The organism is Plantactinospora sp. BC1 (assembly GCF_003030345.1).
GTDB lineage: Bacteria > Actinomycetota > Actinomycetes > Mycobacteriales > Micromonosporaceae > Plantactinospora.
This window is the reverse complement of record NZ_CP028158.1, coordinates 771342-798222: the sequence shown is the minus strand read 5'-3', so window position 1 is coordinate 798222 and position 26881 is coordinate 771342. Positions and strand designations below refer to the sequence as shown.

The 26881-nt window shown below is 73.1% G+C and carries 28 protein-coding genes and 2 pseudogenes; 14 read left to right on the top strand and 16 right to left on the bottom strand.

Translation table 11 applies throughout. The annotated features are described in order from the left end of the window. Nucleotides 1-2: 2 nt before the first annotated feature. The 9 genes and pseudogenes from C6361_RS03300 (at nt 3) to C6361_RS03260 (ending at nt 4825) form a co-directional block, all read left to right on the top strand. Nucleotides 3-1136, top strand: coding sequence for an SRPBCC family protein (locus C6361_RS03300; protein ID WP_107266705.1), 1134 nt, complete (start codon nt 3-5; stop codon nt 1134-1136). 62 nt (nt 1137-1198) lie between these two features. After that, nucleotides 1199-1348, top strand: a pseudogene (gene gvpJ, locus C6361_RS39130) (gas vesicle protein GvpJ); the annotation flags it as partial. 181 nt (nt 1349-1529) lie between these two features. After that, nucleotides 1530-2285 (top strand): GvpL/GvpF family gas vesicle protein, encoded by a 756-nt coding sequence (locus C6361_RS03290; RefSeq protein WP_107266704.1) that lies wholly within the window; start codon nt 1530-1532, stop codon nt 2283-2285. Between the two features lie 3 nt (nt 2286-2288). Then, nucleotides 2289-2606 (top strand): gas vesicle protein GvpG, encoded by a 318-nt coding sequence (locus tag C6361_RS03285; RefSeq protein WP_107266703.1) that lies wholly within the window; start codon nt 2289-2291, stop codon nt 2604-2606. Between the two features lie 5 nt (nt 2607-2611). After that, entirely contained in the window at nt 2612-2950 is a 339-nt protein-coding gene (locus C6361_RS03280) for a gas vesicle protein (protein ID WP_107266702.1), read from the top strand. A 1-nt stretch (nt 2951) separates the two neighbouring features. After that, nucleotides 2952-3152 (top strand): annotated as a pseudogene (gene gvpJ, locus C6361_RS39125) (gas vesicle protein GvpJ); the annotation flags it as partial. A 157-nt stretch (nt 3153-3309) separates the two neighbouring features. Further along, on the top strand, nt 3310-4152 hold the full coding sequence (locus C6361_RS03270) for a GvpL/GvpF family gas vesicle protein (protein WP_107266700.1): 843 nt from the start codon (nt 3310-3312) through the stop codon (nt 4150-4152). Then, the gene (locus tag C6361_RS03265) at nt 4149-4421 is read left to right on the top strand and encodes a gas vesicle protein (protein ID WP_234359296.1); all 273 of its coding nucleotides are present in this window, start codon (nt 4149-4151) and stop codon (nt 4419-4421) included. Before C6361_RS03270 ends, C6361_RS03265 begins: the two co-directional genes overlap by 4 nt. After that, complete coding sequence (locus tag C6361_RS03260; RefSeq protein WP_107266699.1) at nt 4418-4825, top strand: gas vesicle protein K; 408 nt, start codon at nt 4418-4420, stop codon at nt 4823-4825. Before C6361_RS03265 ends, C6361_RS03260 begins: the two co-directional genes overlap by 4 nt. Nucleotides 4826-4896: 71 nt before the next feature. On the opposite strand, the gene C6361_RS03255 is transcribed toward C6361_RS03260, so the two are convergent. Both C6361_RS03255 and C6361_RS03250 read right to left on the bottom strand, forming a co-directional pair. Then, nucleotides 4897-5817, bottom strand: coding sequence for an MHYT domain-containing protein (locus tag C6361_RS03255; RefSeq protein WP_234359295.1), 921 nt, complete (start codon nt 5815-5817; stop codon nt 4897-4899). Nucleotides 5818-6003: 186 nt separating this feature from the next. Then, nucleotides 6004-8790 (bottom strand): RNA helicase, encoded by a 2787-nt coding sequence (locus C6361_RS03250; RefSeq protein ID WP_107259132.1) that lies wholly within the window; start codon nt 8788-8790, stop codon nt 6004-6006. 86 nt (nt 8791-8876) lie between these two features. Here C6361_RS03250 and C6361_RS03245 point away from each other — a divergent pair, with 86 nt between their 5' ends. Beyond that, on the top strand, nt 8877-9653 hold the full coding sequence (locus C6361_RS03245; protein ID WP_369931221.1) for an HAD family hydrolase: 777 nt from the start codon (nt 8877-8879) through the stop codon (nt 9651-9653). Between the two features lie 266 nt (nt 9654-9919). Here the strand turns inward: C6361_RS03245 and C6361_RS03240 are convergent, their stop codons facing one another. The 7 genes from C6361_RS03240 to C6361_RS03210 form a co-directional block, all read right to left on the bottom strand. Continuing rightward, nucleotides 9920-10693 (bottom strand): maleylpyruvate isomerase family mycothiol-dependent enzyme, encoded by a 774-nt coding sequence (locus C6361_RS03240; RefSeq protein WP_107266698.1) that lies wholly within the window; start codon nt 10691-10693, stop codon nt 9920-9922. Nucleotides 10694-11139: 446 nt separating this feature from the next. Then, complete coding sequence (locus C6361_RS03235) at nt 11140-12084, bottom strand: diacylglycerol kinase family protein (RefSeq protein ID WP_234359294.1); 945 nt, start codon at nt 12082-12084, stop codon at nt 11140-11142. A gap of 49 nt (nt 12085-12133) precedes the next feature. After that, nucleotides 12134-13084: a twin-arginine translocase subunit TatC gene (gene tatC / locus C6361_RS03230; protein ID WP_107266696.1), complete on the bottom strand. Its 951-nt coding sequence runs from the start codon at nt 13082-13084 to the stop codon at nt 12134-12136. A 15-nt stretch (nt 13085-13099) separates the two neighbouring features. Beyond that, nucleotides 13100-13399 carry a Sec-independent protein translocase subunit TatA gene (gene tatA / locus C6361_RS03225; RefSeq protein WP_107259139.1) on the bottom strand — a complete coding sequence of 100 codons (300 nt, stop codon included), beginning with the start codon at nt 13397-13399 and terminating at the stop codon, nt 13100-13102. 193 nt (nt 13400-13592) lie between these two features. Beyond that, nucleotides 13593-13847 (bottom strand): hypothetical protein, encoded by a 255-nt coding sequence (locus C6361_RS03220; RefSeq protein WP_107266695.1) that lies wholly within the window; start codon nt 13845-13847, stop codon nt 13593-13595. A gap of 10 nt (nt 13848-13857) precedes the next feature. Beyond that, on the bottom strand, nt 13858-14943 hold the full coding sequence (locus C6361_RS03215; protein ID WP_107266694.1) for a YafY family protein: 1086 nt from the start codon (nt 14941-14943) through the stop codon (nt 13858-13860). Between the two features lie 55 nt (nt 14944-14998). Beyond that, nucleotides 14999-16000 carry a YafY family protein gene (locus C6361_RS03210; RefSeq protein WP_107259142.1) on the bottom strand — a complete coding sequence of 334 codons (1002 nt, stop codon included), beginning with the start codon at nt 15998-16000 and terminating at the stop codon, nt 14999-15001. A 104-nt stretch (nt 16001-16104) separates the two neighbouring features. Between C6361_RS03210 and C6361_RS03205 the strand changes: the two genes are divergently transcribed. Further along, complete coding sequence (locus C6361_RS03205) at nt 16105-17037, top strand: cation diffusion facilitator family transporter (protein ID WP_107266693.1); 933 nt, start codon at nt 16105-16107, stop codon at nt 17035-17037. A gap of 18 nt (nt 17038-17055) precedes the next feature. Beyond that, nucleotides 17056-18138: a DUF3866 family protein gene (locus tag C6361_RS03200; protein WP_107266692.1), complete on the top strand. Its 1083-nt coding sequence runs from the start codon at nt 17056-17058 to the stop codon at nt 18136-18138. A 16-nt stretch (nt 18139-18154) separates the two neighbouring features. On the opposite strand, the gene C6361_RS03195 is transcribed toward C6361_RS03200, so the two are convergent. The 3 genes from C6361_RS03195 to rfbA all read right to left on the bottom strand — a co-directional run bounded on the left by C6361_RS03195 (nt 18155) and on the right by rfbA (nt 20739). Then, nucleotides 18155-18358, bottom strand: coding sequence for a hypothetical protein (locus C6361_RS03195; RefSeq protein ID WP_107259145.1), 204 nt, complete (start codon nt 18356-18358; stop codon nt 18155-18157). Nucleotides 18359-18385: 27 nt separating this feature from the next. Continuing rightward, entirely contained in the window at nt 18386-19744 is a 1359-nt protein-coding gene (gene pafA / locus C6361_RS03190; protein WP_101366057.1) for a Pup--protein ligase, read from the bottom strand. 122 nt (nt 19745-19866) lie between these two features. Further along, on the bottom strand, nt 19867-20739 hold the full coding sequence (rfbA, locus tag C6361_RS03185; RefSeq protein ID WP_107266691.1) for a glucose-1-phosphate thymidylyltransferase RfbA: 873 nt from the start codon (nt 20737-20739) through the stop codon (nt 19867-19869). 97 nt (nt 20740-20836) lie between these two features. Here rfbA and rfbB point away from each other — a divergent pair, with 97 nt between their 5' ends. Both rfbB and rfbD read left to right on the top strand, forming a co-directional pair. Further along, a complete protein-coding gene (gene rfbB / locus C6361_RS03180) occupies nt 20837-21853 on the top strand; it encodes a dTDP-glucose 4,6-dehydratase (protein WP_107266690.1) in 1017 nt (338 codons plus the stop codon). A 161-nt stretch (nt 21854-22014) separates the two neighbouring features. Continuing rightward, nucleotides 22015-22917: a dTDP-4-dehydrorhamnose reductase gene (gene rfbD, locus C6361_RS03170; RefSeq protein WP_199853414.1), complete on the top strand. Its 903-nt coding sequence runs from the start codon at nt 22015-22017 to the stop codon at nt 22915-22917. A 20-nt stretch (nt 22918-22937) separates the two neighbouring features. On the opposite strand, the gene prcA is transcribed toward rfbD, so the two are convergent. The 4 genes from prcA to dop form a co-directional block, all read right to left on the bottom strand. Further along, complete coding sequence (gene prcA, locus C6361_RS03165) at nt 22938-23795, bottom strand: proteasome subunit alpha (RefSeq protein WP_107266689.1); 858 nt, start codon at nt 23793-23795, stop codon at nt 22938-22940. Nucleotides 23796-23855: 60 nt separating this feature from the next. After that, the gene (gene prcB / locus C6361_RS03160; protein ID WP_107266688.1) at nt 23856-24695 is read right to left on the bottom strand and encodes a proteasome subunit beta; all 840 of its coding nucleotides are present in this window, start codon (nt 24693-24695) and stop codon (nt 23856-23858) included. 317 nt (nt 24696-25012) lie between these two features. Further along, nucleotides 25013-25228, bottom strand: coding sequence for a ubiquitin-like protein Pup (locus C6361_RS03155; protein WP_101366062.1), 216 nt, complete (start codon nt 25226-25228; stop codon nt 25013-25015). Nucleotides 25229-25324: 96 nt separating this feature from the next. Then, nucleotides 25325-26842, bottom strand: coding sequence for a depupylase/deamidase Dop (dop, locus tag C6361_RS03150; RefSeq protein ID WP_107259150.1), 1518 nt, complete (start codon nt 26840-26842; stop codon nt 25325-25327). Between the last annotated feature and the right edge of the window lie 39 nt (nt 26843-26881).

Below are 26881 nucleotides of genomic sequence, written 5' to 3'. Positions count from 1 at the left end.
CGATGGCCGGAAACGCGAAGCCCGGCGGCCTCGCCGGCAGGGCCCGCGACCAGATCGGGGCCGAGCTGCGCAACCTCGCCTCGGCGATCGGTGAGTGCGCGGTGGCGGCGGTGACGGAGAAGGTCACCGGCGCGACCGAACGGCTCAGCGAGTACGCCCGGCAGGGTGGCGGCCCCGGCCTCATCGCCGCGGCAACGGGCGCGCAGAAGCTCGCCGAGGGGCGTACCCCGGCAAGGGCGATGTTCGAGGCCGGCCTGGCCAGCGGTAGGGAGAGGTTGATGTCAGCTTTCGGCAGGGGCGGCGGAAAGGGCGGCTCGAAGAAACTCAAGGTCACCAACATCGTCGAGTCGATCGAGGTCGGCGTGCCGATCCGGGTCGCGTACAACCAGTGGACGCAGTTCGGCGACTTCCCGAGCTTCATGAAGAAGGTCGAGAGCGTCGACGCGGACAGCGACGAGAAGCTGAGCTGGAAGGCACAGGTGCTCTGGTCGCACCGGAGCTGGGAGTCGACAATCGTCCGGCAGATCCCGGATCGGCTGATCCACTGGCGTTCCAAGGGTGAGAAGGGCTCGGTCGACGGCACCGTCAGCTTCCACGAACTGACCCCGGACCTGACCCGCATCCTGATTGTCCTGGAGTACCACCCGCAGGGCTTCTTCGAGCACACCGGCAACCTCTGGCGGGCACAGGGCCGCCGGGTGCGGCTGGAGTTGAAGCACTTCGTCCGGCACGTGATGACGCAGACGGTCCTCGACCCGGACTCCGTCGAGGGCTGGCGCGGCGAGATCGAGGACTCCCAGGTCGTGCGGGACCACGAGACGGCGCTGCGCGAGGAACGCGAGCAGCGGGACGAAGCGCGGCCGGCCGAGCAGGAGCGCGAGCAACGGCCCGCCGCCGACCGCCGGCCCGAACAGCGCCGCCGCCCCCGGGACGAGGAGTACGAGGACGAGTTCGACGAGTACGACGGGGAGGAGCCGGAAGAGGAGGAGGAGCCGCCGCGCCGACGCCGGCCGGAACGGGTCCGCCGCCCCCGGGCGCAGGAGGAGCCGGAACGTCCCCGTCCGGCGGCCCGCCGCATCTCGGAGCCGCCCCGGCGACCCGTGGTCCGGCGCCGGCGGGAGGAGCGGGGCGAATGACGGTCGCGGCGGGGGGTGCCGCGGGCGGCGGCGCGCTGGAGCGGTCCGGCGGAGCCGGGGGGATGGCCGACGTGGTGGAGACCGTGCTCGACAAGGGCGTGGTGATCGACGCCCAGGTCGCCGTCGGGGTGGTCGGTATCCCACTGTTGGAGATCAACGCCCGGGTGGTCGTGGCGAGCATCGAGACGTACCTGCGCTTCGCCGAGATCGTGGACCGGCTGGACCTCTCCCCCGCGCCGGGCGACGCGCTCGGCGGGCTGGTGGAGAACGTCACCGACGCCGCGCAGGGGCTCACCGCCGGCCTCGCCGGGGTCGCCCGCGAGCTGGGCGACGCGGCCGGCGGCCCCGCGGCGCCGGCCCGGCGGACGCGCCGCGAGAACCGGAGGCGGTGAGGTGGCCGACGAGACGGGACTCTTCGTCTACGGCATCGTGCCGTCCGACGTGGAGCCGACCCCGGACGCCGCCGGAATCGGCGACCCGCCCGGCGAGGTCGCGGCGATCCGGCACGGCGAGCTGGCCGCGCTGGTCAGCGAGGTAGGGCTGGCGGAGCCGCTGGGCCGGCCGGCCGACCTGCGCGCCTACCAGGAACTGCTGGACGGGACCGCGGTGGTGGCACCGGTACTGCCGGTGCGCTTCGGCACCGTGGTCACCGGACCGGACGCGGTGACCGAGCTGCTCGGCAACCACCACGACGGGTTCGTGGCGGCCCTCGACGGGTTCGAGGACCGCGTCGAGTACGTGGTGCACGGCCGCTACCACGAGGAGCCGCTGGTCGAGGAGCTGCTCGCCGCCGCCCCGCAGGCCGCCGAGCTGGCGCGGCAGGTGCACGGGCAGCCGGAGGCGGCGAGCCGGCAGCAGCGGCTCCGGCTCGGCGAGATGCTCAGCCAGGCGGTGGAGCTGCGCCGGGAGGCGGAGAACCGGCACGTCCTGGACGCCGTGGCGCCGCTGGTGGTGGAGAGCACGGCCCGCCCGCCGAGCAACGAGCTGGACGCGGTGAACCTGGCCTTCCTGGTGGACTCCGCGCGGGTGGACGAGTTCGTCGACGTTCTGGAGGAGTACGCGGGGCGGCACCGGGACCTGATCCGGATGCGGCTGCTCGGCCCGCACGCCCCGTACGACTTCGTCGCCGCGCACCAGCTGGCGGGGTGACCGGTGGACATCCTCTGGGCGCTGCTGACCCTGCCGTACGCCCCGGTGCGCGGGTTGACGGCGGTGGTGAAGGTGATCGCCCGGGAGGCCGAGTCCCAGCAGCACGACCCGGTGAACGTGCGCCGGGAACTGGAGGAACTCGATCGGGCGGCGGCGGCCGGCGACATCACGGAACGGGAGCGGGACCGGGCGCAGCAGCGGATCCTCGACCGGCTGACGCCGACGGGCGAGCGCCAGCCGGGGCGGGACCCCGGCGGCGCGCGGCGGGGCACCGGGGCGCACCGGGGCGACGGCAGCAGCAGGCGGCGGTCAGGGAGGTAGGCGGGATGACCCAGGGACGGATCCGGGACGTCGGCGCCCGGGGCGGCGAGCCGGCGGGCGGGCGTGACGACGAGGAGTACCCCGAACCGCTGTCGGCGGCCGAGGCGGCCGACGAGGGGCTGCGCCTGATCAGCACCCTCGCCGGCCGGGAGGCGCAGGGCGTCGTCTCGCTGGAGTCCACGGACGAGGGCTGGCGGGTGGGCGTGGAGGTGGTCGAGGACCACCGGATTCCCGCCTCCACCGACCTGCTCGGGCTGTACGAGATCGACATCGACGTCGACGGTGAGCTGCTCGGGTACCGGCGGGTGCGCCGCTACCCGCGCGGAAAGGGCGAGGTGGGCTGAGATGACGAGTCCACGCACCCCGTCGGTGGTGCAGAACTCCGGCCAGGTGCTGCCGGCCGGCCACGAGCCGGCGAACCTCGGCGACATCCTCGAACGCGTGCTCGACCGGGGCATCGTGATCGCCGGTGACATCCGGGTCAGCCTGCTCGACATCGAGCTGCTGACCCTGAAGCTCCGGCTGGTCATCGCGTCGGTCGACACCGCCCGGCAGATCGGCATCGACTGGTGGGAGCACGATCCGTGGCTCAGCTCGCGGGCCCGCCCGCCGGTCGAGCCGGGTCCCCGGGACCCGGAGGAGGTCGAGGCGCAACGGCGGCCCCGGGTGGCCCGTCGGGCCGCCGTGTACAGAGAGGACCGCGATGAGCCGGATCGATGAGCCTGTTCCGGGCGACCCGGATTCCGCGGCGGGGGCGGCCGGGTGTTGGCTGCACGGGGTGGCCCGGGAGGTCGACCCGGCCACGCTGGCCGGCGGCACCGGGATGGACGGCGGGCCGCTGCGGGCCGTACCCGCCGCCGGCCTGGTCGCCGTGGTGAGCACCGCGCCGCTGGCCGAGTACGGCGAGGAGGCGCTGCGCCGCAATCTGGAGGACCTGGCCTGGCTGGAGCGGGCCGCACGGACGCACCACGAGGTGGTGGCGGCGCTGTCCCGGACCGGCGCGGTGGTGCCGACCCGGCTCGCCACCGTCTACCGCGACGAGCGGGGCGTCGCCCGGCTGCTCGCCGAGCGCCGGGCCGACCTGGCGGCCACCCTCGACCGGCTCACCGGCCGCACGGAGTGGGGCGTCAAGGGGTACGTCGTGCCGGGCCTACCCGCCCGGGCCACCGCCCCGGTCGGGGCCGAGGGGGCCGGAGCCGCGTACCTGCGGCGACGCCGGGCGGAGCTGAGCTGTCGGGACGAGGGTCAGCGAGCCGCCGCGCAGGCCGCCGCCGCCGTGCACGACGCGCTCGCCGGGTACGCGGCGGCCGCCCGCCGGCACGCCCCGCAGGACCGCCGGCTGTCCGGGGCGCCCACCGCGATGGTGCTCAACGGGGCGTACCTGGTGGACGTGGCCGGCCTCGACGGGTTCACCGCACTGGTCACCGCCCTGGCCCGCCGCCACGCCGAGCTGCGCCTGGAGCTGACCGGCCCCTGGCCGGCGTACTCCTTCGCCCAGGACGACCCGCCGCGGCCGGCGCTGACCGTCCGGGAGCCGGCGTGGTGACCACGGCGCTCACGCCGAGCAGCGCGGACGACCCGCTGGCGTACCGGCCGGTGGCGCTGGTGGACCTGCTCGACCGGGTACTCGCCACCGGCGTGGTGATCAGCGGTGACCTCACCATCGCCGTCGCCGACGTGGAGCTGGTACGCGTCTCACTGCGGGCGCTGGTTTCCTCGGTCGGCGCGCTCGTCCAGCCGGAAGCGCCGGAGCCGCCGGAGCCGCCCGGTACGCCGCGGCCGTGCGGGCCGGAGCCGGTCGGGTTCGGGCAATGACCGGGCCCGGGTTCGACGGCGGTCGGGACGTCCCGGCCGGACCGGGCGGAGCCGCCCGGCGGGACGAGGCGGCCGAACTCGCCGCCGCCCTCGGCGAGCCGAGCTGGGCGGCGCCCCGGGTGACGCCGCTGGACCGGCGGCTCGCGGTGGACCGAGACTCCGTCGAGCGGGGGCTCGCCAGTCTCGTGCTCACCGTGATCGAGCTGCTGCGGCAGCTCGTGGAACGCCAGGCGCTGCGCCGGGTGGAGCTGGGCGACCTCACCGGCGAGCAGGTGGAGCGGATCGGCGTCACGCTGATGGCGCTGGAGGAGCAGATGACCGAGCTGCGGGAGTACTTCGGGCTGGCTCCCGAGGAGCTGAACCTGGATCTCGGCCCGCTCGGCACGCTGCTGCCGACGGAGTGACCACCGTGGCGACCGGCCGACCTCGTCGGCGGGGTGGCCGGGGTGCGGCCCGGAGCCGTCCGGGTGCGGCCTCAGAAGGGCTGGCGGGTCCGGAAGCGTCGGCCCGGGCCGGTCGACGGGGCGGAGCGCTCGGCGCCGCGCTCGGCGGCCCGCTCCTCGGCACGCCGTTCGGCGGCCCGGTCGGCCTCGAGCCGTTCCGCCGCCCGGTCGGCCAGGTACGCCGAGGCGGCCCGGTCGGCCTCGGTGGGGGTGGCGAGCAGGGCGTAGAAGAGTACGAAGGCCACGAAGATCACGATCAGCATGATCGGCAACAGCAGGGTGGCGCCGCTGGCACCGGTCGGCGCCGGGGCGGCCGGCTGCGGGTGCACCGACATCGCCGCCATCCCGGTGTAGTGCATGCCGGTGACCGCGAAGCCCATCACGAAGGCGGCACCGGTCACCGCCCGGGTGCCGCGGACGTTGACGGCCAGCCAGAGCGCCGCGGTCGCCGCGACCACCGCGATCAGCACCGACGCCACCACCAGGGACATCTGGTAGTCCATCCGCCCGCGCAACTGCATCGCCGACATGCCCAGGTAGTGCATGCTGGCCACGCCGAGCCCGGCGAAGAGCCCGCCGAGCAGGATCCGGGGCCAGGAGACCCGCCCGGCGAAGACCGCGACGACCAGCCCGATCCCGACGGTCAGGACGGCGACCAGGGCACTGGCCACGGTCACCGCCACGTCGTAACGGATCGGGGTGCCGGTCACGCTGAACCCGAGCATGGCGGTGAAGTGCATGGTCCAGATCCCCGTACCGCCGATCGCCCAGGCGGCGAGGAGCAGCCACCAGACCCGGCGTCCGGTCGTCCGCGCCTCCCGGACCCGTACCGCACAGAGCAGCCCCAGGAACGAGCCGAGGACGGAGAGCCCGTAGCTCAGCGTGGGCGTGACCCAGCCGTACTGGAAATGGTCGATGGTGCCCATGTCGGTGATCTCCTCGCGCCGTCGCACGGCGGTTCCGCGCCCGCGGATGATGATCACTTGCTGTCCGACCAGCCACAACGGTGCGTTCGGGCGCATCTGCCGGCCGACGGGCCGTGGGCAGGGTGGCCGTAAAGATCATCAGAGGAGGAGCGTCGGCTGACCTGACGGAAGAGAACGGCTGGCTGAACAGCCGAGCCCGACTCGATCGGCCCGTCAGGTCGCGCCGTGGTAGGCCAGCACGCCCCGATTGATCGTCCCCATCGCCTGCCGCGCCGTGCCACGCAGCTCCACCGAGGCACCCGCCGAGTCCGCGACCTGCCCGAGCAGGTCCACCACCTGCCGGGCCCACCGGACGAAGTCACCCGCCGGCATGTCGCCGTCCAGGTTGTGGCCGCTGGCCAGTACCTTCGCCAGCGCCTCGCCCCGGGCCCACCGGTAGACCGGCCAGACGAAGCCGAGATCGGGCTCCCGGGTCGCCTCCAGCCCCCGGGCCGCCTCGTCGGACTCCAGCTCCGCCCAGATCTTCAGGGTCTCGCCCACCGCGTCCGAGACCGGCCCCCGGGGCATCGAGGCCCGCTCGTCGGTGTCCCGGCGCGCCTCGTAGACCACCACCGAAACCGCGGCGGCCAGCTCGGCCGGGGAGAGCCCGTCCCAGACCCCGCGCCGCAGGCACTCCGCGACCAGCAGGTCCGCCTCGGTCCAGATCCGGCCCAGCATCCGGCCCGCGTCGGTGACCTCGCCGGACTCGGAGAGGTAGCCACGGGCGGTGAGGATCCCGCAGACCCGGTCGAAGGTCCGGGTGAGTGATCCGGTACGTCCGGAGACCCGCTGCCGCAGCTCGGCGGTGTCCCGCTCCAGCCGACGGCGGCGCTCCGCCCAGCGGGCGTGCTCCTCCCGGTCCGGGCAGGCGTGGCAGGGGTGCCGGCGCAGCTCGGCACGGAGCTGGCTGAGCCGCTCGTCCTCACCCGCGGCACCCCGGGACCGGCCGGCGCGCCGCGCGTTCCGGTCCAGCCCCGTCCCGCTGACCGCCGCCGCGAGATCCCGGCGGGCCGCCGGGGAACGGTGGTTGAAATGCTTCGGTACCCGGATCCGGGCCAACACCTCGGCCGGGGTGGTGAAGTCGCCGGGGGTGATCCGGCCGGCCCAGCGATCCTGGGTCAGCACCAGCGGCCGGGGTTCGCCGAACCCACCGACGCCGGGATCGAGCACCACCGCCAGCCCGGCCCGCCGGCCCGACGGCACCCGGATCACGTCACCGACCCGCAGCCGCTCCAGCGCGGCCAACGTCGCCGCCCGGCGCTGCGACTGCCCCTGCCGGGCCAGCGACTGCTCCCGGTCGGCGATCGCCAGCCGCAGCCCGAAGTACTCGTCGAAGTCGCCGTGGTGGCAGCGCACCTCCGCGCCGTACGCCTCGATGGTCTCGACGTTGCGCTGCACCTGCCGGGCCAGGCCGACCACCGAGCGGTCCGCCTGGAACTGCGCGAACGACGACTCCAGCAGCTCCCGGGCCGGCGCCGCGCCCACCGACCCGACCAGGTTGACCGCCATGTTGTACGACGGCCGGAAGCTGGACCGCAGCGGATAGGTACGCGTCGAGGCGAGCCCGGCCACGTGCCGGGGATCGACCTCCGGCGACCAGACCACGACGGCGTGCCCCTCGACGTCGATGCCCCGCCGCCCGGCCCGCCCGGTCAACTGGGTGTACTCCCCCGGCGTCAGGTCGACGTGCGCCTCGCCGTTGAACTTCACCAGGCGTTCCAGCACCACGCACCGGGCCGGCATGTTGATCCCGAGCGCCAGCGTCTCGGTGGCGAAGACCGCCTTCACCAGCCCACGGACGAAGAGTTCCTCGACCACCTCCTTGAACGCCGGCAGCATCCCGGCGTGGTGGGCGGCGAGGCCGCGTTCGAGGCCGTCGAGCCACTCCCAGTAGCCGAGCACGGCGAGGTCCTCGCCGGGGACACTGGTGATCCGGCTCTCCACCACCTCGCGGATCTCGGCCCGCTCGTCCGGGGTGGTCAGCCGCAGTCCGGCGGCCAGGCACTGCGCCACGGCGGCGTCGCAGCCGGCCCGGCTGAAGATGAAGAGGATCGCCGGCAGCAGCCCCTCGCGGTCCAGCCGTTCGACGATGTCGGGCCGCAGCGGCCCGCGCCAGCGTGGCCCCCGGGGCCCGCCGCGCCCCCACCCCGGCCCGTGGGTACGGCCGTCGCCGAGTTCGAGGCGGCGCAGCATCTCCCGGGTGTAGCGGAGCAGTTCCGGGTGCACGTCGTGCTTGCGGGCCGCGTCGGCGTCGTGGAACAGGTCGAACATCCGCCGGTTGACCAGCATGTGCTGCCAGAGCGGCACCGGGCGGTGTTCGCTGACGACGACCTCGGTCTCGCCGCGTACGGTGATCAGCCAGTCGGCGAACTCCTCGGCGTTGGAGACCGTGGCGGAGAGCGAGACCAGGGTCACCGACTCCGGCAGGTGGATGATCACCTCTTCCCAGACGCCGCCCCGGAACCGGTCGGCGAGGTAGTGCACCTCGTCCATCACCACGTACGCCAGGCCGGTCAGGCTGGACGAGCCCGCGTAGAGCATGTTGCGCAGCACCTCGGTGGTCATCACCACCACCGGCGCGTCGCCGTTGATCGCGTTGTCCCCGGTGAGCAGCCCGACCTGCTCGGAGCCGTACCGGTCCACCAGGTCGTGGTACTTCTGGTTCGACAACGCCTTGATCGGAGTCGTGTAGAAACACTTCCGGGTCGGCCCGCCCGGCTCGGCCCCGGCGTCGGTGCGCAGCGCCAGGTGCACGGCGAACTCGCCGACGACCGTCTTGCCGGCGCCGGTCGGGGCGCAGACCAGGACACCACTGCCCCGCTCCAGCGCCTGACACGCCTCCCGCTGGAAGTCGTCGAGATCGAACCCCAGATCCTGGGCGAACTCGTCAAGCGCGGGGAACATGCTGGCCTGCGCGGCCCGGCGGCGCGCCGCTGCGTACCGCTCGGCGGGGCTCGACATGAATCCAAGATTAATGCGTACCGGGTGCTCGCACGCCGGCAGGCCGTAGAGCGGGCCCCGAAGAGCCGGTCGGTAGGGTGCACGACGTGCCGGATCATGCCGAACCGCCCAAGCCTCGTACGTCGAGCGGAACCGCCGACTCCGCTCCAGGGGTGCCGCCGCGCCGCCCGGTGGACGCGGTGCTCTTCGACTTCCACGGCACCCTCGCCCAGGTGGAGGAGCCGGTCGCCTGGGTGCTGGCCGCCGCCACGGCCTGTGGGACGACGCTGGACCGCGCCCGGGCGACGGCACTCGCCGACCGCCTGGTCACCGCCGGCCGGGCCGGTGGGCCGCTGCCGGCCCGGGTCCCGCCGCACCTGGCCGAGGTGTGGGCGGAACGCGACCTCTACGGCCCCGCCCACCGGGCCGCCTTCGTCGGGCTGGCCGAAACGGTCAACAGCGGCGTGAGCGGGCTGGCCGAGGCGCTCTACGACCGCCTCCTGCTCCCCGACGGCTGGCTCCCGTACGCGGACACCGCGGCCACGCTGCGGTCGCTGCGCGCGGCCAAGGTGCCGGTGGCGGTGGTGAGCAACATCGGATTCGACCTCCGGCCGATCTTCGAGGCCTGGGAGCTGACCGACCTGGTCGACGCGTTCGTGCTCTCCTACGAGGTCGGGCGCTGCAAACCCGACCCGGCGATCTTCTACCGGGCCTGCGGCCTGCTCGGCGTCGACCCGGAACGGACCCTGATGGTCGGGGACACCCCGGCCGACGCCGGGGCGGTACGCGCCGGCTGCGCCGTGCTGGTGTTGCCGGCCGCCGAGCCGGGGCAGGTGAACGGGCTGACCGCCGCGGTGGACCTGGCGGTGCCGAACGGCCGCTGACCTGGATGGCCCCGCCGCCGTGACCCGCGTGCGTCGCCGTCGCGATCGGGGCCGGGTCGGGGTCGGGTTCGGGGTCGGGACCGGGGTGGTGAAGGGTCGTGGCGAGACTGTCGAGCTGCCCCGTTTGTGCTCCCGCGTCCGCGCTGGCTACTGCTCCGACCGGGAACGTTCACCGGGTTGGCGGCGGCGGGCCCGGAACCGGTGGGATGAGCCGGACAGGCCCGGTGACGCCCGCACAACCGACAGATGCGTCACAAATGCGGGCTTTACGCGTTCGGGTCCCAGTCTGCGAGCTGCTCCATCGGCTCGGTGTCGCCGGTGGTCTCCAGGCCATCCAGCGGGATGCGGTCGTAGAAGTAGCGGACCAGTTCGCTCGCTGCGCCTCGCATCGCCATGTCGCCCGGCTCCGCGTCCGCGGCGAGGTCGTCGCAGCGGACGCCGTCGGCGTTGAGGGTCAGGCGCCAGGAGCGGCCCTCGGTCGTGTGCAGGTCGATGGTCGCCGGCTTGAACGGCCAGGGGACGGTCGTCGCCGAGACGGTCGTGAGGAACTCGTCAACGCCCTCGACCGCGACGTCCGTCGGTAGCGGCTGTGCGGCCCCCAGGGTGAGCTGGGCGTCGTAGGTGTGGACGGCGATCTCCTGGATCTGGTGCCGCGCCACGGCTCCGCTGGTCTCCGGGGCCTGCGAGCGGCCCCACCAGGTCCAACAGCCGCGATCCGGGCCGGCCTCGCGCAGCGCGTCGAGCATGAGCTGGGTCGACTCGGCAAGCCAGGCGTCCAGGGCTTCCCGGTCGCGGGGCGCGGTCGGGGCGCCCTTCGGATCCGTCTTCGCCGGGGGCTCAGCGCCCGGGCCCGCCGCGACGATGGCGGCCTGGCGGCGGCGGCCGTCGCCGAGGTGCTGCGCCAGTTCGCGCAGCGTCCAGTCCGGGCAGGTCGGGACCTGGACGTCAAGGTCGGGGGCGGACGCGATCGCGGCGCGGAACGCGGCCGAGCGGTCTTCGATCAGCCGCAGGACCTCGGGGAACTCCAAGATGTTCTGCACGTCGGTGGTGTATCACGGCGCTCCGGCCGCCGGATAGCGCATTTGTCGGACGAACGCCTCGACGGCCGGGCGGAGCGCCGGCTGCATCGGAGAGTACGACCTCGATGAGGACCACTGGACCGAGGGCTTCGTCCGCGTCCCGGTCCAGTCCTTCGGGTGAGCGACCCTGCCGAGGCGGGCCGTTCACGCCGCTTCGGTGAAGGTCATTCCTCCCCAGCGAAGGCCCCTTTTCGCTGCGGAGGCGCGCGTGTTCCCTCTGGTCGAACCGGTGCATCACGTCCCGCACCGTGTCCTCGTCGGCCCGCACCGGTCAGCGCACCGGCCAGCGCGGAGACGGGAGCACAGACGGGGCAGCTCGACAGTCTCGCAAACAGGTATCCCGCCGCCCCCGCCACCGCGCGGATCGGGTACCGGGCCGACGTACCGCCCGGATCAGTCGCGGCGGATCAGCGCAGCAGGCGTACCGCGCCGGGGACCGCGGTGACGGTCACCGGCAGGGGCAGCGCCCGCTCACCGTCGGCGTACCCGACGATGTCCTCGGCGACGAGTTCGACCGTACGGGCCCGCTGGGTGTGCACCATCGGATGCGCCAGGTGGGTACCCCGGTAGACCCGGGGCTTGATCCGGGTCAACGTCGTGCGGCTGACCGGGCCGGCGTAGACCACGTCGAGCAGCCCGTCGGTCGGGTCGGCCGTCGGGCAGATCCGCATCCCCCCGCCGTAACTCGGGCAGTTGCCGACCGCCACCAGCACCGCGTCCAGGTCCCGGGGCACCCCGTCCAGCCGGAGCAGGTAGCGGCGGGGCCGGAGCCGGGCCAGCTCGACCAGGATGGCGAGGTCGTAGCGGCGCGGTCCGCGCGGCCAGGACATCCGGTTGGCCCGCTCGTTGACCAGCGCGTCGAAGCCGGCGGCCAGCACCGCGCCGTACCAGCGCTCGTCGCCGTCCGGGCCGGTCATCCGGGCCAGGTCCGTCGGGCGGGTCCGCCCGGCGGCGACCGCCGCGGCGATCACCTCGACGGCGGCGAGCGGATCGGCCGGGTACCCGGTGCCGATGGCGAAGTCGTTGCCGGTGCCGGCCGGTACCGGACCGAAGGCGACACCGGTACCGGCTACCGCCTGGAGCGCCAGATGGACCGTACCGTCGCCACCGACCGTCACCAGCGCGGCGGCGCCGTCCGCGACCGCGGCCCGGCACGCCGCACTCGCCTGCGCGGCGCTGCCCGCCTCCAGCAGCCGGATCGGCCGGCCCACGGTGCCGAGCCGGTCGAGTACGGCCGGCAACAGCCCGCGGAACCGGCCCCGCCCGGCGGTCGGATTGGCCAGCACCGCCAGGTGGCCGTCGGCCAGCGGGCCGGCGCAACCCGGCCCGGGAAGTTGATCGTCGGCGGTCACGGCGAGCACCGTACCGCCCGCCGTGCCGCCTCCGACACCTCGGTCGAACTCAGGTCATGTCGTCGTAGCGCCGGTCGATCGGTTGCGGCGCCGGGACCGGATCCGGCGCGGAGACCGGTGCCACCGTCTCCACCCGCTCGCCGGCGGTGACCGGCTCCGGCTCCAGGTGCAACGGCGAGACCTCGTCGTCGTCCAGCCCGGCGTAGATCTCCTTGCCGCGTCCCCGGCGCCGGTCGTTGAGCATCGCCACCCCGACCGCCGCGAAGTAGAGCGCGCAGAGGCAGATCGCCAGCGCGGTCATGCCGAACGGGTCCGGGGTGGGCGTGACGATGGCCGAGAAGAGGAAGAAGACGAAGACGGCGATCCGCCACCAGCCGAGCATCTTCCGGCCGGTCACCAGCCCGACGAAGTTGAGCATCAGGACGATGAGCGGGAACTCGAACGCCACCCCGAACATCAGGATCATGTTCGTCACGAAGGAGATGTACCGGGTGATCTCCAGCGTGTTGGTGACGTCCTCGCCGGCCAGCCCGACCAGGAACTCGAGCCCCTTGGCGACCACGAAGAACGCCAGTACGGCGCCGGCCGCGAAGAGCGGGGCGGCGAGCGCGGTGAAGATGTAGGCGTACTTCCGCTCGTGCCGGTGCAGCCCCGGCGCGATGAACGCCCAGAGCTGGTAGAGCCAGATCGGGGCGGCGACGATCAGCCCGACCCAGAGCGCGATCTTCAGGTCGAGCAGGAGTACGTCGGCAGGGCCGAGCTGGGCGAACTGGCACTTGCCGTCCACGGTCGAGCCCTCGAGCTCGCAGTACGGCTGCTGGAGCAGGTGCCGGACGTCCTGGGCCAGCCAGATGCCGAGGCCGAAGCCGACCACGATGCCCAGGGAGGCCTTGAAGAGCCGGTTACGCAGCTCCCGGATGTGCTCGATGAGCGTCATCGAGCCGTCGGCGGCCCGCTCGAAGTTGCTCGGGCCGCGCCGACGCAGCAGGGCGAAGGCCACGGGTGCGGGCCCCGGTCAGTTGTCGCGGACGCGCTGCACCGGGTCGTTGACCGGCGCCGCGGGCGGCGGCTGGTAACCGGGCTGGTGCACGCTGGTCGGCTGCACCGGGTCACCCGGCAGCGGCTGCCGCCCCGCCTGCGCGTCGGCCTTCTCCGCCAGGTCCTTGTCGTCGTCGGCGAGGCTCTTCGTCTCGGCCTTGATGATCCGCAGCGAACGACCGAGCGACCGGGCCGCGTCCGGAAGCCGCTTCGCGCCGAAGAGCAGGACCAGCACAGCCACGAGGACGAAGATGTGCCATGGCTTGAGGACGCCCATGGAAGCTCCAGTTCGATGTTTTGTCCAGCAAAGGGTGTGTCCTGGCCCATCGTACGTGCGTCGGGAAGGAGTGCCACCCGCCAGGCTGGTGACTTTGCGGCCGGCTGGTGAAGTCTCGACCAACGTCGGGCATCCGTCAACCAGAAGATCGACGGCGCTGACCAGGAGCTATTCCTCGCCGCCGCGACCGGCGCTATTCCTCGCTGCCGCGCTTGGCGCGGATCAACACGAGCCGCTGCTGGAGCGTCTCGACCTGCTGCTGCATGGCCTCGGCCCGATCCTGCACCGCCAGCGCGACCCGCTGGAGGTCCTCGGCCTGCTCCTGGCGGCGTTGCAGACCCCGGGCGGCCCGGTGCAGCCGAGGCAGCCGGGTCAGCACCCGGCGGGCCGCCAGCCCCAGCACCAGGAGCCCGACGAGAACGACCGCGAGCACGATCCACTTCACCACGTCGGCCAGCCTAGTGGCTCCCGGCCGTTGCCGCCGGACTGGCGTCCGGGACCAGTGCGACGTCGGGGTGCGGGGCGGGTGCCGCCGCGCCGTCCGGCGGCAGCGTGGCGTACGCGTCGAGCGCGGCGGCGGCCCGGTCGCGTACCTGGTCGGCGAGTTCCGCCGGGGCGACCACCGTGACGTCCGGCCCGAGCCCGAGCACGAACCGTCGGGCCCAGTCGAGGTCGGTGACCCGCAGTGAGACCAGCCACTCCCGGCCGGCCCGGTCGGCGTCACCCGGGTCCGGCTCGACCCGCTCGCACGGGTAGTACTCGGTGATCCACCGGCTGGACCGGCCGACCCGCAGGGTCACCAGCGGCAGGTCCTGGTCGGGGCGGAAGATTCCGGCGCTCAGGTCGTGCAGCCGGGCCTGCGGCGGCGGTGCGGCCGCCTCGTCCAGCTCGACGAGCGCGTCGATCCGGTCGGCCCGGAACAGCCGTACCGACTCCGCCCGCCGGCACCACGCCTCCAGGTAGGCCAGGCCGCCGACCATCAGTACCCGGATCGGGTCGACGGTGCGTTCGGTCGTCTCGTCGCGGGTCGCGGCGTAGTAGGTGATCCGCAGCGCCCGGCCCCGCTGCACCGCGCCGTGCAGCGCCGCCACCCGGTCGCTGTCGCCCGGCATCCGCACCGCGACGGGTGCGTCGGCGAGTTCACCGGCCGCGTTCTCGATCTTGGCGAGGGCGCGTTCGATCGCGTCCCGGTTGGCCATCCCCGGCGTCTCGGCGAGCATCCGCAGCGCCACCACCAGCGCCAGTGCCTCGTCCGGGGTGAGCCGCAGCGGGCGGTCGATCCCGGCGTCGTAGGTGATGGTGACCCGGTCGCCGTCGAGGGCCATGTCGATCAGGTCACCCGGCCCGTACCCGGGCAGCCCGCAGACCCAGAGCAGTTCCAGGTCCTCCCGGAGTTGCCGCTCGGTCACCCCGAGGTCGGCGGCCGCCTCGGAGAGCTCGATCCCGGGTCGCGCCAGCAGGTATGGCACCAGGTTCAGCAGTCGGGCCAGCCGGTCGGCCGAGGCCCGCGCCCCGCCGCCGGACCGTTGCGCCGGACGAGTCACGCCGGCTCCCCCCTCTGGTCAGTCTCCGGGGCCCCGACCCCGGTCCGCCCCCGCGTTACCCCGACGCCCGGGCGGTCGCCATCTCGTCGTGCCGGGCGGTGATCTCCTTGAGCCGCTGGATCACGGCATCCCGGATCTCCGGCGGTTCGAGCACCCGGACATCGGGACCGTAGCCGACGAGCCTACCGGCGAGCGACTCGGCGTCGGCGTACGGCAGCACCAGGCGGTCGCCGTCGGGTCCGCTGGTCACCTCCCGGGCCCACCGCCGCAAGCCGGCCGCCCGCCCCGGTGCGACCAGCACGGTGGCCCGGCCGGAGCGCTCCACCGGACCGGACCACTTGGCGACGTGGCTGATCAGGTCGACGCCGACCGGCGGGGAGAAGGCGCCCGGACCGCCGATCGTCCGGACGGCCCCACCGACGATCCGGGAGAGCCGGAAACACCGGGCCGCGTCGCGGTCGAGGTCGTGACCGACGACATACCACCGGGCCCGCCAGCAGACCACGCCCCAGGGTTCGAGCCGGCGGCTGGTCGGGGCGTCGCCGTCGGGCACCCGGTAGTCGAAACCGACGGTGCGCCGCTCCCGGGCCGCGGCGGTCAGCGGCCCGAACGCCGGGTCGACGGTGACCACCGGCTCCACCCCGAGGGTGGCCTGCGGGTCGACGTCGACACCGGCGGCGCGCAGCTTCGCCAGCCCGGAGGAGGCCGCCGCGGCCAGCCCGGCGTGCCGCCAGAGCCGGGCGGCGATCCCCACCGCCGCCGCCTCGTCGGGCTCCAGCGGGATGTCCGGCAACGCGTACTCCCGGCGCGCGATCCGGTAGCCCGGCTCGGCGTCGAAGGCGCTGGCCGTGCCGGTCTCCAGTGGTACGCCCAGTTCACGCAGCTCGGCCTTGTCCCGCTCGAACTTGCGCTGGAAGGCCTCGTGGTCACGTGGGTCGTCCGGATCATGCTCATAGCCCGGCACGGTCGCGGCGATCTGCGCGGCGGTCAGGAACCGTCGGGTGGAGAGCAGACAGATCACCAGGTTGACCAGGCGTTCGGTACGGGTCCGCGACACGACACAGACGCTAGCAGTGTCGGATCACGAAGCGGGTACCCCGCGCGGCACCCGCGCCGCCCGGTCCGGGTGCCGGCCGGCCGGACGACTCCTAGGCTGGCGGTATGCCGGAACGGGACGACACGTCGGAAAGCGTCCTCACGGTCGTGGTAGCCGGGCTGGCCAACCTGGCGATCGCGCTCGCCAAGGTGGTCGCCGGGGTGATCTCGGGCTCGGCCGCGATGCTCTCCGAGGGCGCGCACTCGATCGCCGACACCACCACCGAGGTGCTGCTCTTCACCGCGCTGCGCCGGGGCGCCCGGCCCGCCGACGTCGAGCACCCGTTCGGGTACGGCAAGGAGAGCTACGTCTGGGCCTTCATCGCGGCGGTCTTCACCTTCGTGGTCGGCGCCGGCTTCTCGATCACGCACGGCGTGAACACGATCCGTGGCGGTGAGCACACCGGCGAGTTCCTGGTCTCCTACGTCGTCCTGGCGGTCTCGTTCCTGATCGAGTCGGTCTCGCTGGCCCGGGCGGTCCGGCAGATCCGCCGGGCGTCCCGAGCGCGGCGGATCAGTTCGGCCCGCTTCCTGCGGAGCACCGCGGACACCACGATCAAGGCGGTCTTCCTGGAGGACACCGCCGCGCTGATCGGGATCTCGCTGGCCGCCGGCGGTCTCGCCCTGTCCCACTCCACCGGCACCGAGTTCTGGGACGGGCTGGCCTCGATCCTGATCGGGCTGCTGCTCCTGGTGGTCGCCACCATCCTGGCCCGGAGCAACATCTCGCTGCTGGTCGGCCGGGCGGTGCCGCGGCCGATGCACGACCAGATCCACCGCGAACTCTCCGCGCTGCCGACGGTGGACCGGGTGGACACCCTGCTCACCATGCATCTGGGCCCGGACGACATCCTGGTCGCGGCGAAGGTCGACTTCCGGGACGAGGCGACCGGCGCGGAGATCGAGGCCGGCGCCGAGGAGGCCGAACGCCGGCTGGTCGCCCGCTTCCCACACGTCCGGTACGTCTTCCTCGACCCGACCCGGAGCGGCCGGCCGTAGCCGGTTACCCTGCCGGCCATGGTGCGATGGCGGTCCGGGACGGTCACGGCGGTCCGGCGTAGCTGGCACGGTGCCGTCGAACTCGACGTCCGGCAGGCCGACGGGGTACGGCTACGCGCGCTGGCGTACCCGGAACTGGTCGGCACCCCCGAGCCGGGCGACCGGGTGCTGCTCAACGTCGGCGCGCTGTTGATGGGGCTCGGCACCGGCGGGTACGCCCTGGTGGTGGCGCTGCCGGACCGGCTCCCGGCGGACCCGCCCGAGACGGTCGACAGCCGCGACGCCGGACACCTGGTGAAGGCCCGTTACACGCCGCTGCAACCGATCCTGCTCGGCGTCGACGAGGAGGCCTCCCCGCACCGGGCCGCGCTGGCCGACGCCGACGACCTCGGCGGGCTGCCGGTGGTCACCGCCGACCTGCACTCCGCGCTGCCGGCGATCGTGGCCGGGATCCGGGCCGACGCGCCCGGGGCCCGGATCGCGTACCTGATGACCGACGGCGGCGCGCTGCCGGCCTGGTTCTCCCGCACCCTGCACGGGCTGCGCGGCGAACTCGCCGGCACGGTCACCGTCGGGCAGGCGTTCGGCGGCGATCTGGAGGCGACGAACCTGCACAGCGGGCTGCTCGCCGCCCGGCACGTGCTCCGCGCCGACGTGGCGATCGTGGCGCAGGGGCCGGGCAACCTGGGCACGGGTACCCGGTGGGGCTTCTCCGGGGTCGCCGTCGGGGAGGCGGTCAACGCGGTCGCCACCCTGGGCGGGCGGCCGGTGGGCTCGCTGCGGATCTCCGGCGCCGACCCGCGGGACCGGCACCGGGGGCTGTCGCACCACAGCGTGACCGCGTACGGCCGGGTCGCGCTGGCCGCCGCCGACCTGGTGCTCCCGGCCGAGCTGCCGGCGGAGCTGGCCGCGCTGGTCGAGCCGGCGGTGGCCGAGCTGGCGCGGCGGCACCGGATCGTCCGGGTGCCGGTGGAGGGGCTCGACGAGGCGCTGCGGGCCAGCCCGGTGCCGCTCTCGACGATGGGCCGGGGACTGGCCGAGGAGCACGCCTACTTCCTGGCCGCGGCCGCCGCCGGCCGGTACGCCGCCGGGCTGGGCTGAGCCGCACCGCGTCGGGTCAGCTCAGGAAGACCAGCGCCAGCCAGCCGGCCACGACCAGGACGAGGATGAGCGTGAGCACCCAGGTGGGGACGGTGTACTCGCCCCGCCGGTTGCGCTCGATCTCCTCCCGGATCTTGGCGCGCCGCCGCTCGACCCGGTTCTGCCGGATCGTCTCGGGGCGGCGGTGCTCGTCGTCGTCACGACCCTCTGGATGCGTCATAGCGGGGGCCAGCCTAACCGCCCGGCCTCACATGCTCGCGATCAGCCGCTCCACCCGCTCGTCGTACGCCCGGAACGGGTCCTTGCAGAGCACCGTGCGCTGGGCCTGGTCGTTCAGCTTGAGGTGCACCCAGTCGACGGTGAAGTCCCGGCGCTTCTCCTGGGCGTGCCGGATGAACTCGCCGCGCAGCCGGGCCCGGGTGGTCTGCGGCGGGGTCTCCTTCGCCTCGAAGATCTCCGGGTCGGTGGCGATCCGGTCCACCTGCTTGCGCCGCTCCAGCAGCCCGTAGAGGCCGCGGCCCCGGCGCAGGTCGTGGTAGGCGAGGTCCATCTGGGCGATCCGGGGGTGCGAGAGCGGCAGGTCGTTCTTGCGCTGGTACCGCTCGATGAGCTGGAGCTTGGTCACCCAGTCGATCTCCCGGGAGACCGGGTCCAGGTCGCCGGTCTCGACCGCGCGCAGCACCCGGCCCCAGAGCTCGACCACCCGCTTCGCGGTCTGGTCCCCGCCCCGCCGCTCGACGAACTCGGTCGCCTTGGCCAGGTATTCCTGCTGGATCTCCAGCGCGCTGATCTCCTTGTTCGAGGCGAGCCGGACCTTGCGCCGGCCGGTGATGTCGTGCGACACCTCCCGGATCGCCCGGATCGGGTTCTCCAGCGACAGGTCGCGCATCACCACCCCGGCCTCGATCATCCGCAGCACGATGTCCGCGCTGCCGACCTTGAGCAGGGTGGTGACCTCGTTCATGTTGGAGTCGCCGACGATGACGTGCAGCCGCCGGTAGCGCTCGGCGTCGGCGTGCGGCTCGTCCCGGGTGTTGATGATCGGCCGGCTGCGGGTGGTGGCCGAGGAGACGCCCTCCCAGATGTGCTCGGCGCGCTGGGAGAGGCAGTAGACGGCGCCGCGCGGGGTCTGCAACACCTTGCCGGCACCGCAGATGAGCTGCCGGGTGACCAGGAACGGGATCAGCACGTCGGCCAGCCGGCCGAACTCGCCGTGCCGGGAGACCAGGTAGTTCTCGTGGCAGCCGTACGAGTTGCCGGCCGAGTCCGTGTTGTTCTTGAACAGGTAGATCTCGCCCGCGATCCCCTCGTCGTGCAGCCGCTTCTCGGCGTCGACGAGCAGGCCCTCCAGGATCCGCTCGCCGGCCCGGTCGTGCGCCACCAGGTCGGAGACCGAGTCGCACTCCGGGGTGGCGTACTCCGGGTGGGACCCGACGTCGAGGTAGAGCCGGGCACCGTTGCGCAGGAAGACGTTGCTCGAGCGCCCCCAGGAGACCACCCGGCGGAAGAGGTAACGGGCGACCTCGTCCGGGGACAGCCGCCGTTGGCCGCGGTAGGTGCAGGTGACACCGTACTCGGTTTCAAGGCCGAAGATTCGCCGCTCCATGCTTGGAGATTAGTCGCCCGGAGCCCCGGTTGGTCACTGTCGGAGGGTCGGGTTGTGCGGGAACCGGGCCGGCGAGCCCTCCGTGCACCCGTCGCCGTGCACCGGTCGTGCCGTCCGTCCGCTCACCGGCCGGGATCCTCCAGGATGCCGAAGAGGTACTCGCCGTAGCCGCTGCGGCTCAGCGGCTGGGCCAGCTCGCGGAGTTGCTCGTCGGAGATCAGCCCGCTGCGCCAGACCACCTCCTCGATGCAGCCCACCTTCAGGCCCTGCCGCTCCTCGATCACCCGGACGAACTCGCCGGCCTGGACCAGCGAGGTGAAGGTGCCGGTGTCCAGCCAGGCGGTACCCCGGTCCAGGGCGGTGACCTGGAGCCGGCCCGCCGCCAGGTAGGTCTGGTTCACCGCCGTGATCTCCAGCTCGCCCCGGTCGCTCGGGGTCAACCCCCGGGCGATCTCCACCACGTCGTTGGCATAGAAGTAGAGGCCCGGGACGGCGTACCGCGACTTGGGTTTCTCCGGCTTCTCCTCGATCGACAGCGCCCGCCCCTCGGAATCGAACTCGACAATTCCGTAACCCTCGCAGTTCGCCACCGGGTAGGCGAAGATCCGACCACCGTCCGGGTCACCGTTGCGGGCCAGGCTCCGGCCCAGTCCGGCGCCGTAGAAGATGTTGTCGCCAAGGATCAGCGCGACCGAATCCCCGGCCAGGAACTCCTCGCCGAGAAGGAACGCCTGCGCGATTCCGTCCGGACTCGGCTGCGCGACGTACTCCAGCCGGAGGCCCCACTGGGAGCCGTCACCCAGTAGTTTCCGGAACTGCCCCTGGTCGCCAGGAGTGGTGATGATGAGAATTTCCCGTATTCCCGCCATGACCAGAGTGGAGAGCGGGTAATAGATCATCGGCTTGTCGAAAATCGGCATGAGTTGTTTGGAGACGGCCTGGGTGATCGGCCACAGCCGCGAGCCCGTGCCGCCCGCCAGCAGGATTCCGCGCATTCGCGCAGGCTACCGGCGGGCGACGGTCGGCAGAGTCGGCTCGCCGACAAAACGCCTCGGGCCGGAGTCGCCGGCCGACGCGTAGACTTTCCAATTCATGAGGATCCTCGTGACCGGTGGAGCCGGATTCATCGGTTCTGAATACGTACGCATGCTGCTGACCGGCACCGGTCCGCGGCTCGCGCCGAGCGCCGTCACGGTGCTGGACAAGCTGACCTACTCCGGCAACCTGGCCAACCTCGACCCGGTACGCGACGATCCCCGGCTGCGGGTGGTGGTCGGCGACATCTGCGACCCGGCCGTGGTCGACGAGGTGATGGCCGGACACGACGTGGTGGTGCACTTCGCCGCCGAGTCCCACGTCGACCGCTCCATCCACCGGGCCGCCCCGTTCGTCACCACCAACGTGCTCGGCACGCAGACCCTGCTGGAGGCGGCGCTGAGGCACCGTACCGGCCGGTTCGTGCACGTCTCCACCGACGAGGTCTACGGCTCGATCGAGCAGGGATCCTGGACCGAGTCCACCCCGCTGGCGCCGAACTCGCCGTACTCGGCCGCCAAGGCCGGCTCCGACCTGCTCGCGCTGGCCTACCACCGCACCTACGGGATGGACGTGGTGCTGACCCGCTGCTCCAACAACTACGGGCCGTACCAGTTCCCGGAGAAGGTCGTCCCGCTCTTCGTCACCAACCTGCTCGACGGCGGCACCGTGCCGCTCTACGGCGACGGCGGCAACGTCCGGGACTGGCTGCACGTGCACGACCACTGTGTCGGCGTCGCCCTGGTGCAGGACAAGGGGCGGCCGGGCGAGGTCTACCACATCGGCGGCGGCACCGAGCTGACCAACCGCGAGCTGACCGGCCGGCTGCTCGCCGCCTGCGGCGCCGACTGGGACCGGGTCAGGCCGGTCACCGACCGGATGGGGCACGACCGCCGCTATTCGCTGGACATCACCAAGATCAGCGAAGAACTCGGGTACGCACCCAGCGTCGACCTCGACCGCGGGCTCGCCGAGACGGTCACCTGGTACCGGGAGAACCGGGCCTGGTGGGAACCGCTCAAGGCACGGCTGAGCGGCGAGGAGATCGGGCGCCCCGGGCCGGCCCCCCGGTGACCGCCCAGCGGGACGCGCAGCCGGTGACCGCACAACAGGGCGCGGAGCAGCCGCACGCCCAGCGGGACGCGGAGCAGCCGCACGCCCAGCGGGACGCGGAGCAGCCGCACGCCCAGCGGGACGCGGAGCCGCCGAGCTGGCTGGTGACCGGGGCGGGCGGGATGCTCGGCCGGGACCTGGTGGCGGTGCTCACCGCCCGGCAGCGGGGTCGGGTCACCGCCGCCACCCGGGCCGAGGTCGAGCTGACCGACCCGGCAGCGGTCCGCGCGGCGGTGGCCGGGCACGACATCGTGGTCAACGCGGCGGCCTGGACCGACGTGGACGGTGCCGAGCAGCAGGAGGCGGCGGCCACCGCCGTCAACGGCACCGGGGTCGCCAACCTGGCGGCAGCCTGTGCCGAGGCCGGCGCCCGGCTGGTGCACGTCTCGACCGACTACGTCTTCGCCGGCGACGCCGACCGCCCCTACCCGGAGGACGCCCCGACCGCCCCGATCAACGCGTACGGGCGCAGCAAGCTCGTCGGCGAACTCGCCGTCGCCCGGCTGCTGCCGCAGACCGGATACCTGGTACGCACCGCGTGGCTGTACGGCGCGCACGGCCCCAACTTCGTCACCACGATGCTCCGGCTGGCCGCCGTTCGGCCGTACCTCGACGTGGTGGACGACCAGCTCGGCCAGCCCACCTGGTCGTACGCGCTCGCGGAGCGGCTGGCCGACCTCGGCGCCGCCGCACACCGGTCAGCCGCACCGGCCGGCGTCTACCACGGCACGGCGAGCGGCCGGACCAGCTGGTACGGCCTGGCCCGCGAGGTCTTCGCCCGGACCGGACTCGACCCGGAGCGGATCCGTCCCACCAGCAGCGACCGGTTTCCCCGGCCGGCGCGCCGGCCCGGCTACAGCGTGCTCGGGCACGCCGGGTGGTCCCGGGCCGGGCTGGCCCCGATGGCGGACTGGCGGGCGATGCTCGCCGACGCGCTACGACCGGACGGGACGCTCGGCACCGCTCGCCGACCGCCAGCGCCGAGCGACGCAACCGAGGACCGGATCGGCTCCGGATCGCGATAGCCCGGTCCCTGCCCTGGTCCCTACTCCGACTTCTCCGCGCTGCCGCTCGACTTGCCACCGGCCCGCTTCGGCTTGCCCTCCAGGTCGGCCGAGCCGGCGGACTCGGCCGGCTTGTCCGGGCCGGGAGCCGGTGCCTTCGGCTCGGCCGCGGCTGCCTCGCCGCCGTCGGCTTTGGCGGGCGCCCCCTCCAGCAGCGAGACGAGGGCGGCACCGGTGATCCGCCGGAAGGTACGCCCGACCCGCCGCCGGTCCAGGATCGCCACCTCGAGCTGGCTGGCGGCGATGGTCCGGGGCGCGCCGCCCTCGCCACCGACACTGCCCAGCGCCCGGACCGCCAGCCGGACCGCCGCGTCCAGCGACATGTCCGGCTGGTGCTCCTCGCGCAGCGCCCCGGTGACCGCCTCCGCCTGCCCGCCCATCGCCATCCGGCCGGGCTCGTCGTTGACCGAGCCGTCGTAGGTGATCCGGTAGAGTTCGTCCGCCTCCGGCGTGCTGCCGACCTCGGCGACGCAGATCTCCACCTCGAACGGCTTGGACTGCTCGGTGAAGATCGCCCCCAGGGTCTGGGCGTACGCGTTCGCCAGTGCCCGGCCGGTGACGTCCCGGCGGTCGAAGCTGAGCCCGATCGCGTCCGCCATCCGGACGCCCGCGCGGCGCAGGTTTTCGAACTCGTTGTACCGGCCGACCGCCGCGAAGGCGACCCGGTCGTAGATCTCACTGACCTTGTGCAGGGCGCTGGAGAGGTTCTCCGCCACGAAGAGCACCCCGTCGGAGTAGCTGAGCGTCACGGCGCTCCGGCCGCGCGCGATGCCCTTGCGGGCCAGCTCCGAGCGGTCGCGCATGATCTGCTCGGGTGAGGCGTAGAACTGCATGGCCACGGCGGCGGTTCTCCTAACCGGTTCTGCTGACGACGGCGGGTTGCGGGTGGTGCGGGGCGGTCAGCCGCCGGGGTTCTCCATCCGGGCGGCGACCACCGCTTCGGCGACCTCGGCCGCCTCGGCGTCGGAGAGTCGGTTGGTGCCCTCCGCGGTCGCCGTCATCACGACTGGATAGATGCGGCGGCTCAGGTCGGGGCCACCGGTGGCGCTGTCGTCGTCGGCGGCGTCGTAGAGCGCATCGACGGCGAGCCGGATGGCGTCCGGGGTGCTCAGCCCGGGACGGTACCGCTTCTTCAGGGCCGCCTTCGCGAAGAGCGAGCCGGAGCCGATGCCGTCGTAGCCGGTCTCCTCGTAGGGGCCGCCGGCCACGTCGAAGCTGAAGATCCGGCCGGCGTTGACCGGGTCGGGGGCGGCCAGGTCGTAGCCGGCGAAGAGCGGGATCACCGCGAGACCCTGCATCGCGGCGCCGAGGTTGCCACGGATCATCGCGGCGAGCCGGTTGGCCTTACCGTCGAGGGAGAGCATCGCCCCCTCGATCTTCTCGTAGTGCTCCAGCTCCACCTGGAAGAGCCGCACCATCTCCAGGGCGATGCCCGCGGTGCCGGCGAAGCCGATCAGCGAGTATTCGTCCGCCGGGTGCACCTTGCGGATGTCCCGGCTGGAGATCAGGTTGCCCATGGTGCCGCGCCGGTCGCCGGCCATCACCACCCCGTCGGCGGTGGTCAGCGCGACGATGGTGGTGGCGTGCGGGGCCAGCGCGCTGGCGGAGCCGGGCGGCAGCGGCCGGCGTCCGGGCAGCAGGTCGGGGGCTGCCGTGCTCAGGAACTGGGTGAACGAGGACGTCCCCACGTTGAGGAACACGTCTGGTAGACGCCCGGTTGGATCAAAAGCCGCTGCCACGTGCTCCCTCTCAGCTCTCTCATCACGTCGCCCGGATCCCCCGCGTCAGCGCGGGAACCGGGCGAGGCCACCGTTGCGGTTGAAGCAGAGTATCCCCCGGATCTCCCCGGTGCGATGATCGTCGTCGCCGTGTTGCGTCACTCCCGACGGCGCCGCCCGAAGGCGCCCCGCCGCCGGTCGCCGCCACCGCCCGGACGTCCCGGCCCGGCGGCGCGATCCACGGTCGGCGGTCGCGCCGGTCTGGTCGGCACGGCCCGCCGCCGCGCGCCGCGCCGGGTTCGGCGTGGCGGACCACGCCCGACCCGGCCCGGGTACGGCTACTGTCCGCCCTTCTGGACGTAGCCCCGGACGAACTCCTCGGCGTTCTCCTCGAGCACCGAGTCGATCTCGTCCAGCAGGTCGTCGACGTCCTCGGTGATCTCCGCGTGCCGCTCGGCGACCTCGGGGTTCGCCTCGGTCGCGACCTCGTCGACCTCCTCGTCCCGGCGCGCCTTGCCGGACTGCGACTGACCGCCGGTGTCACGGGTAGCCATCTCTGCTGCCTCCTCCACGATCGCCTGGGGAAAACTTACCTCGGATGGGCGACGAATCCTCCGCCACCGCCGCTGCCGACGGCGGGTGGCTCGGGGTCAGCCACCGGTGATCGTCTCCAGCAGGTCCTTGGCGCTCGCGCACCGGTCGAACAACGCCCCGACGTGCTTGCGGGTGCCCCGCTCCGGCTCCATCATCGGAACCCGCACCAGGGACTCCCGGCCGACGTCGAAGATGACCGAATCCCAGCTCGCCGCCACCACCTCGGAGGCGTACTGGGCGAGGCAGCGGCCCCGGAAGTAGGCCCGGGTGTCCTCGGGCGGCTCCGTCATCGCCGAGCGGGTCAGCTCCTCGGGCAGCAGCGTCGCCATCGAGCCCCGGCTCACCAGCCGGTGGTAGAGGCCCTTCTCCGGGCGTACGTCGGAGTACTGCAGGTCGACCAGTTGCAGCTTGTGCGAGGCCCAGCCGAGCTTCTCCCGCTCCCGGTAGCCCTCCAGCAGCCGCAGCTTCGCCACCCAGTCCAGCTCACCGGCGCAGAGCATCGGGTCCCGGCCGAGCCGGTCGAGTACGCCCTCCCAGCGGTCGAGGACGTCGGCGGTGTCGGAGTCGACGTCGTCGCCGTACCGTTCCTCCACAAAGGAGCGGGCCCGTTCGAGGTACGCCCACTGGAGGTCGAGCGCGGTCAGCCGGCGGCCGTCGCGCAGCCTGAGCCGGTGCGACAGCGACGGGTCGTGGCTGACCGCCTTCAGCTCACCCACCGGGTCGGCGATCGCCAGGTCGGGGCTGAGCGCCTTCTCCTCGATCATGGTGAGCACCAGCGCGGTGGTGCCGACCTTGAGGTAGGTGGAGATCTCCGAGAGGTTGGCGTCGCCGATGATGACGTGCAGCCGACGGTATTTGTCGGCGTCCGCGTGCGGCTCGTCCCGGGTGTTGATGATCGGCCGCTTCAGCGTCGTCTCCAGGCCCACCTCGACCTCGAAGAAGTCGGCCCGCTGGGAGATCTGGAAACCGGGCTGCGAACCGTCCTGGCCGATCCCGACCCGGCCGGCGCCGCAGACGATCTGCCGGCTCACGAAGAACGGCGTCAGGTACGCCACGATGTCGGCGAACGGCGTCTGCCGGCGCATCAGGTAGTTCTCGTGGGCGCCGTAGCTGGCGCCCTTGTTGTCGGTGTTGTTCTTGTAGAGGTGGATCGGGTGGGTACCCGGGATGGTGGCGGCCCGGCGGGACGCCTCGGCCATCACCCGCTCCCCCGCCTTGTCCCAGCGGACCAGGTCCAGCGGGTTGGTCACCTCAGGGGTGGAGTATTCCGGGTGGGCGTGGTCGACGTAGAGCCGGGCGCCGTTGGTCAGTATCACGTTGGCCAGCCCGAGGTCCTCGTCGGCCAGCGCCTCCGCCGGGTCGTAGGCGGCACCCGAGTAGGTGAAGCCGCGGGCGTCCCGCAGCGGGGACTCCTCCTCGTAGTCCCACCGGGCCCGGCCGCCCCGGGCCAGTTCCGGTCGGGCGCCGTAGGCGTTCACCACCTGCGATGAGGTCACCATCGGGTTGGCTCCGGCCTGCCCGGGCACGGAGATGCCGTACTCCACCTCGGTGCCCATGATCCGTCGTACACTCATGCCGCCGCCTCGCTCCGCTCGGCGCCGCCATGAGGCACA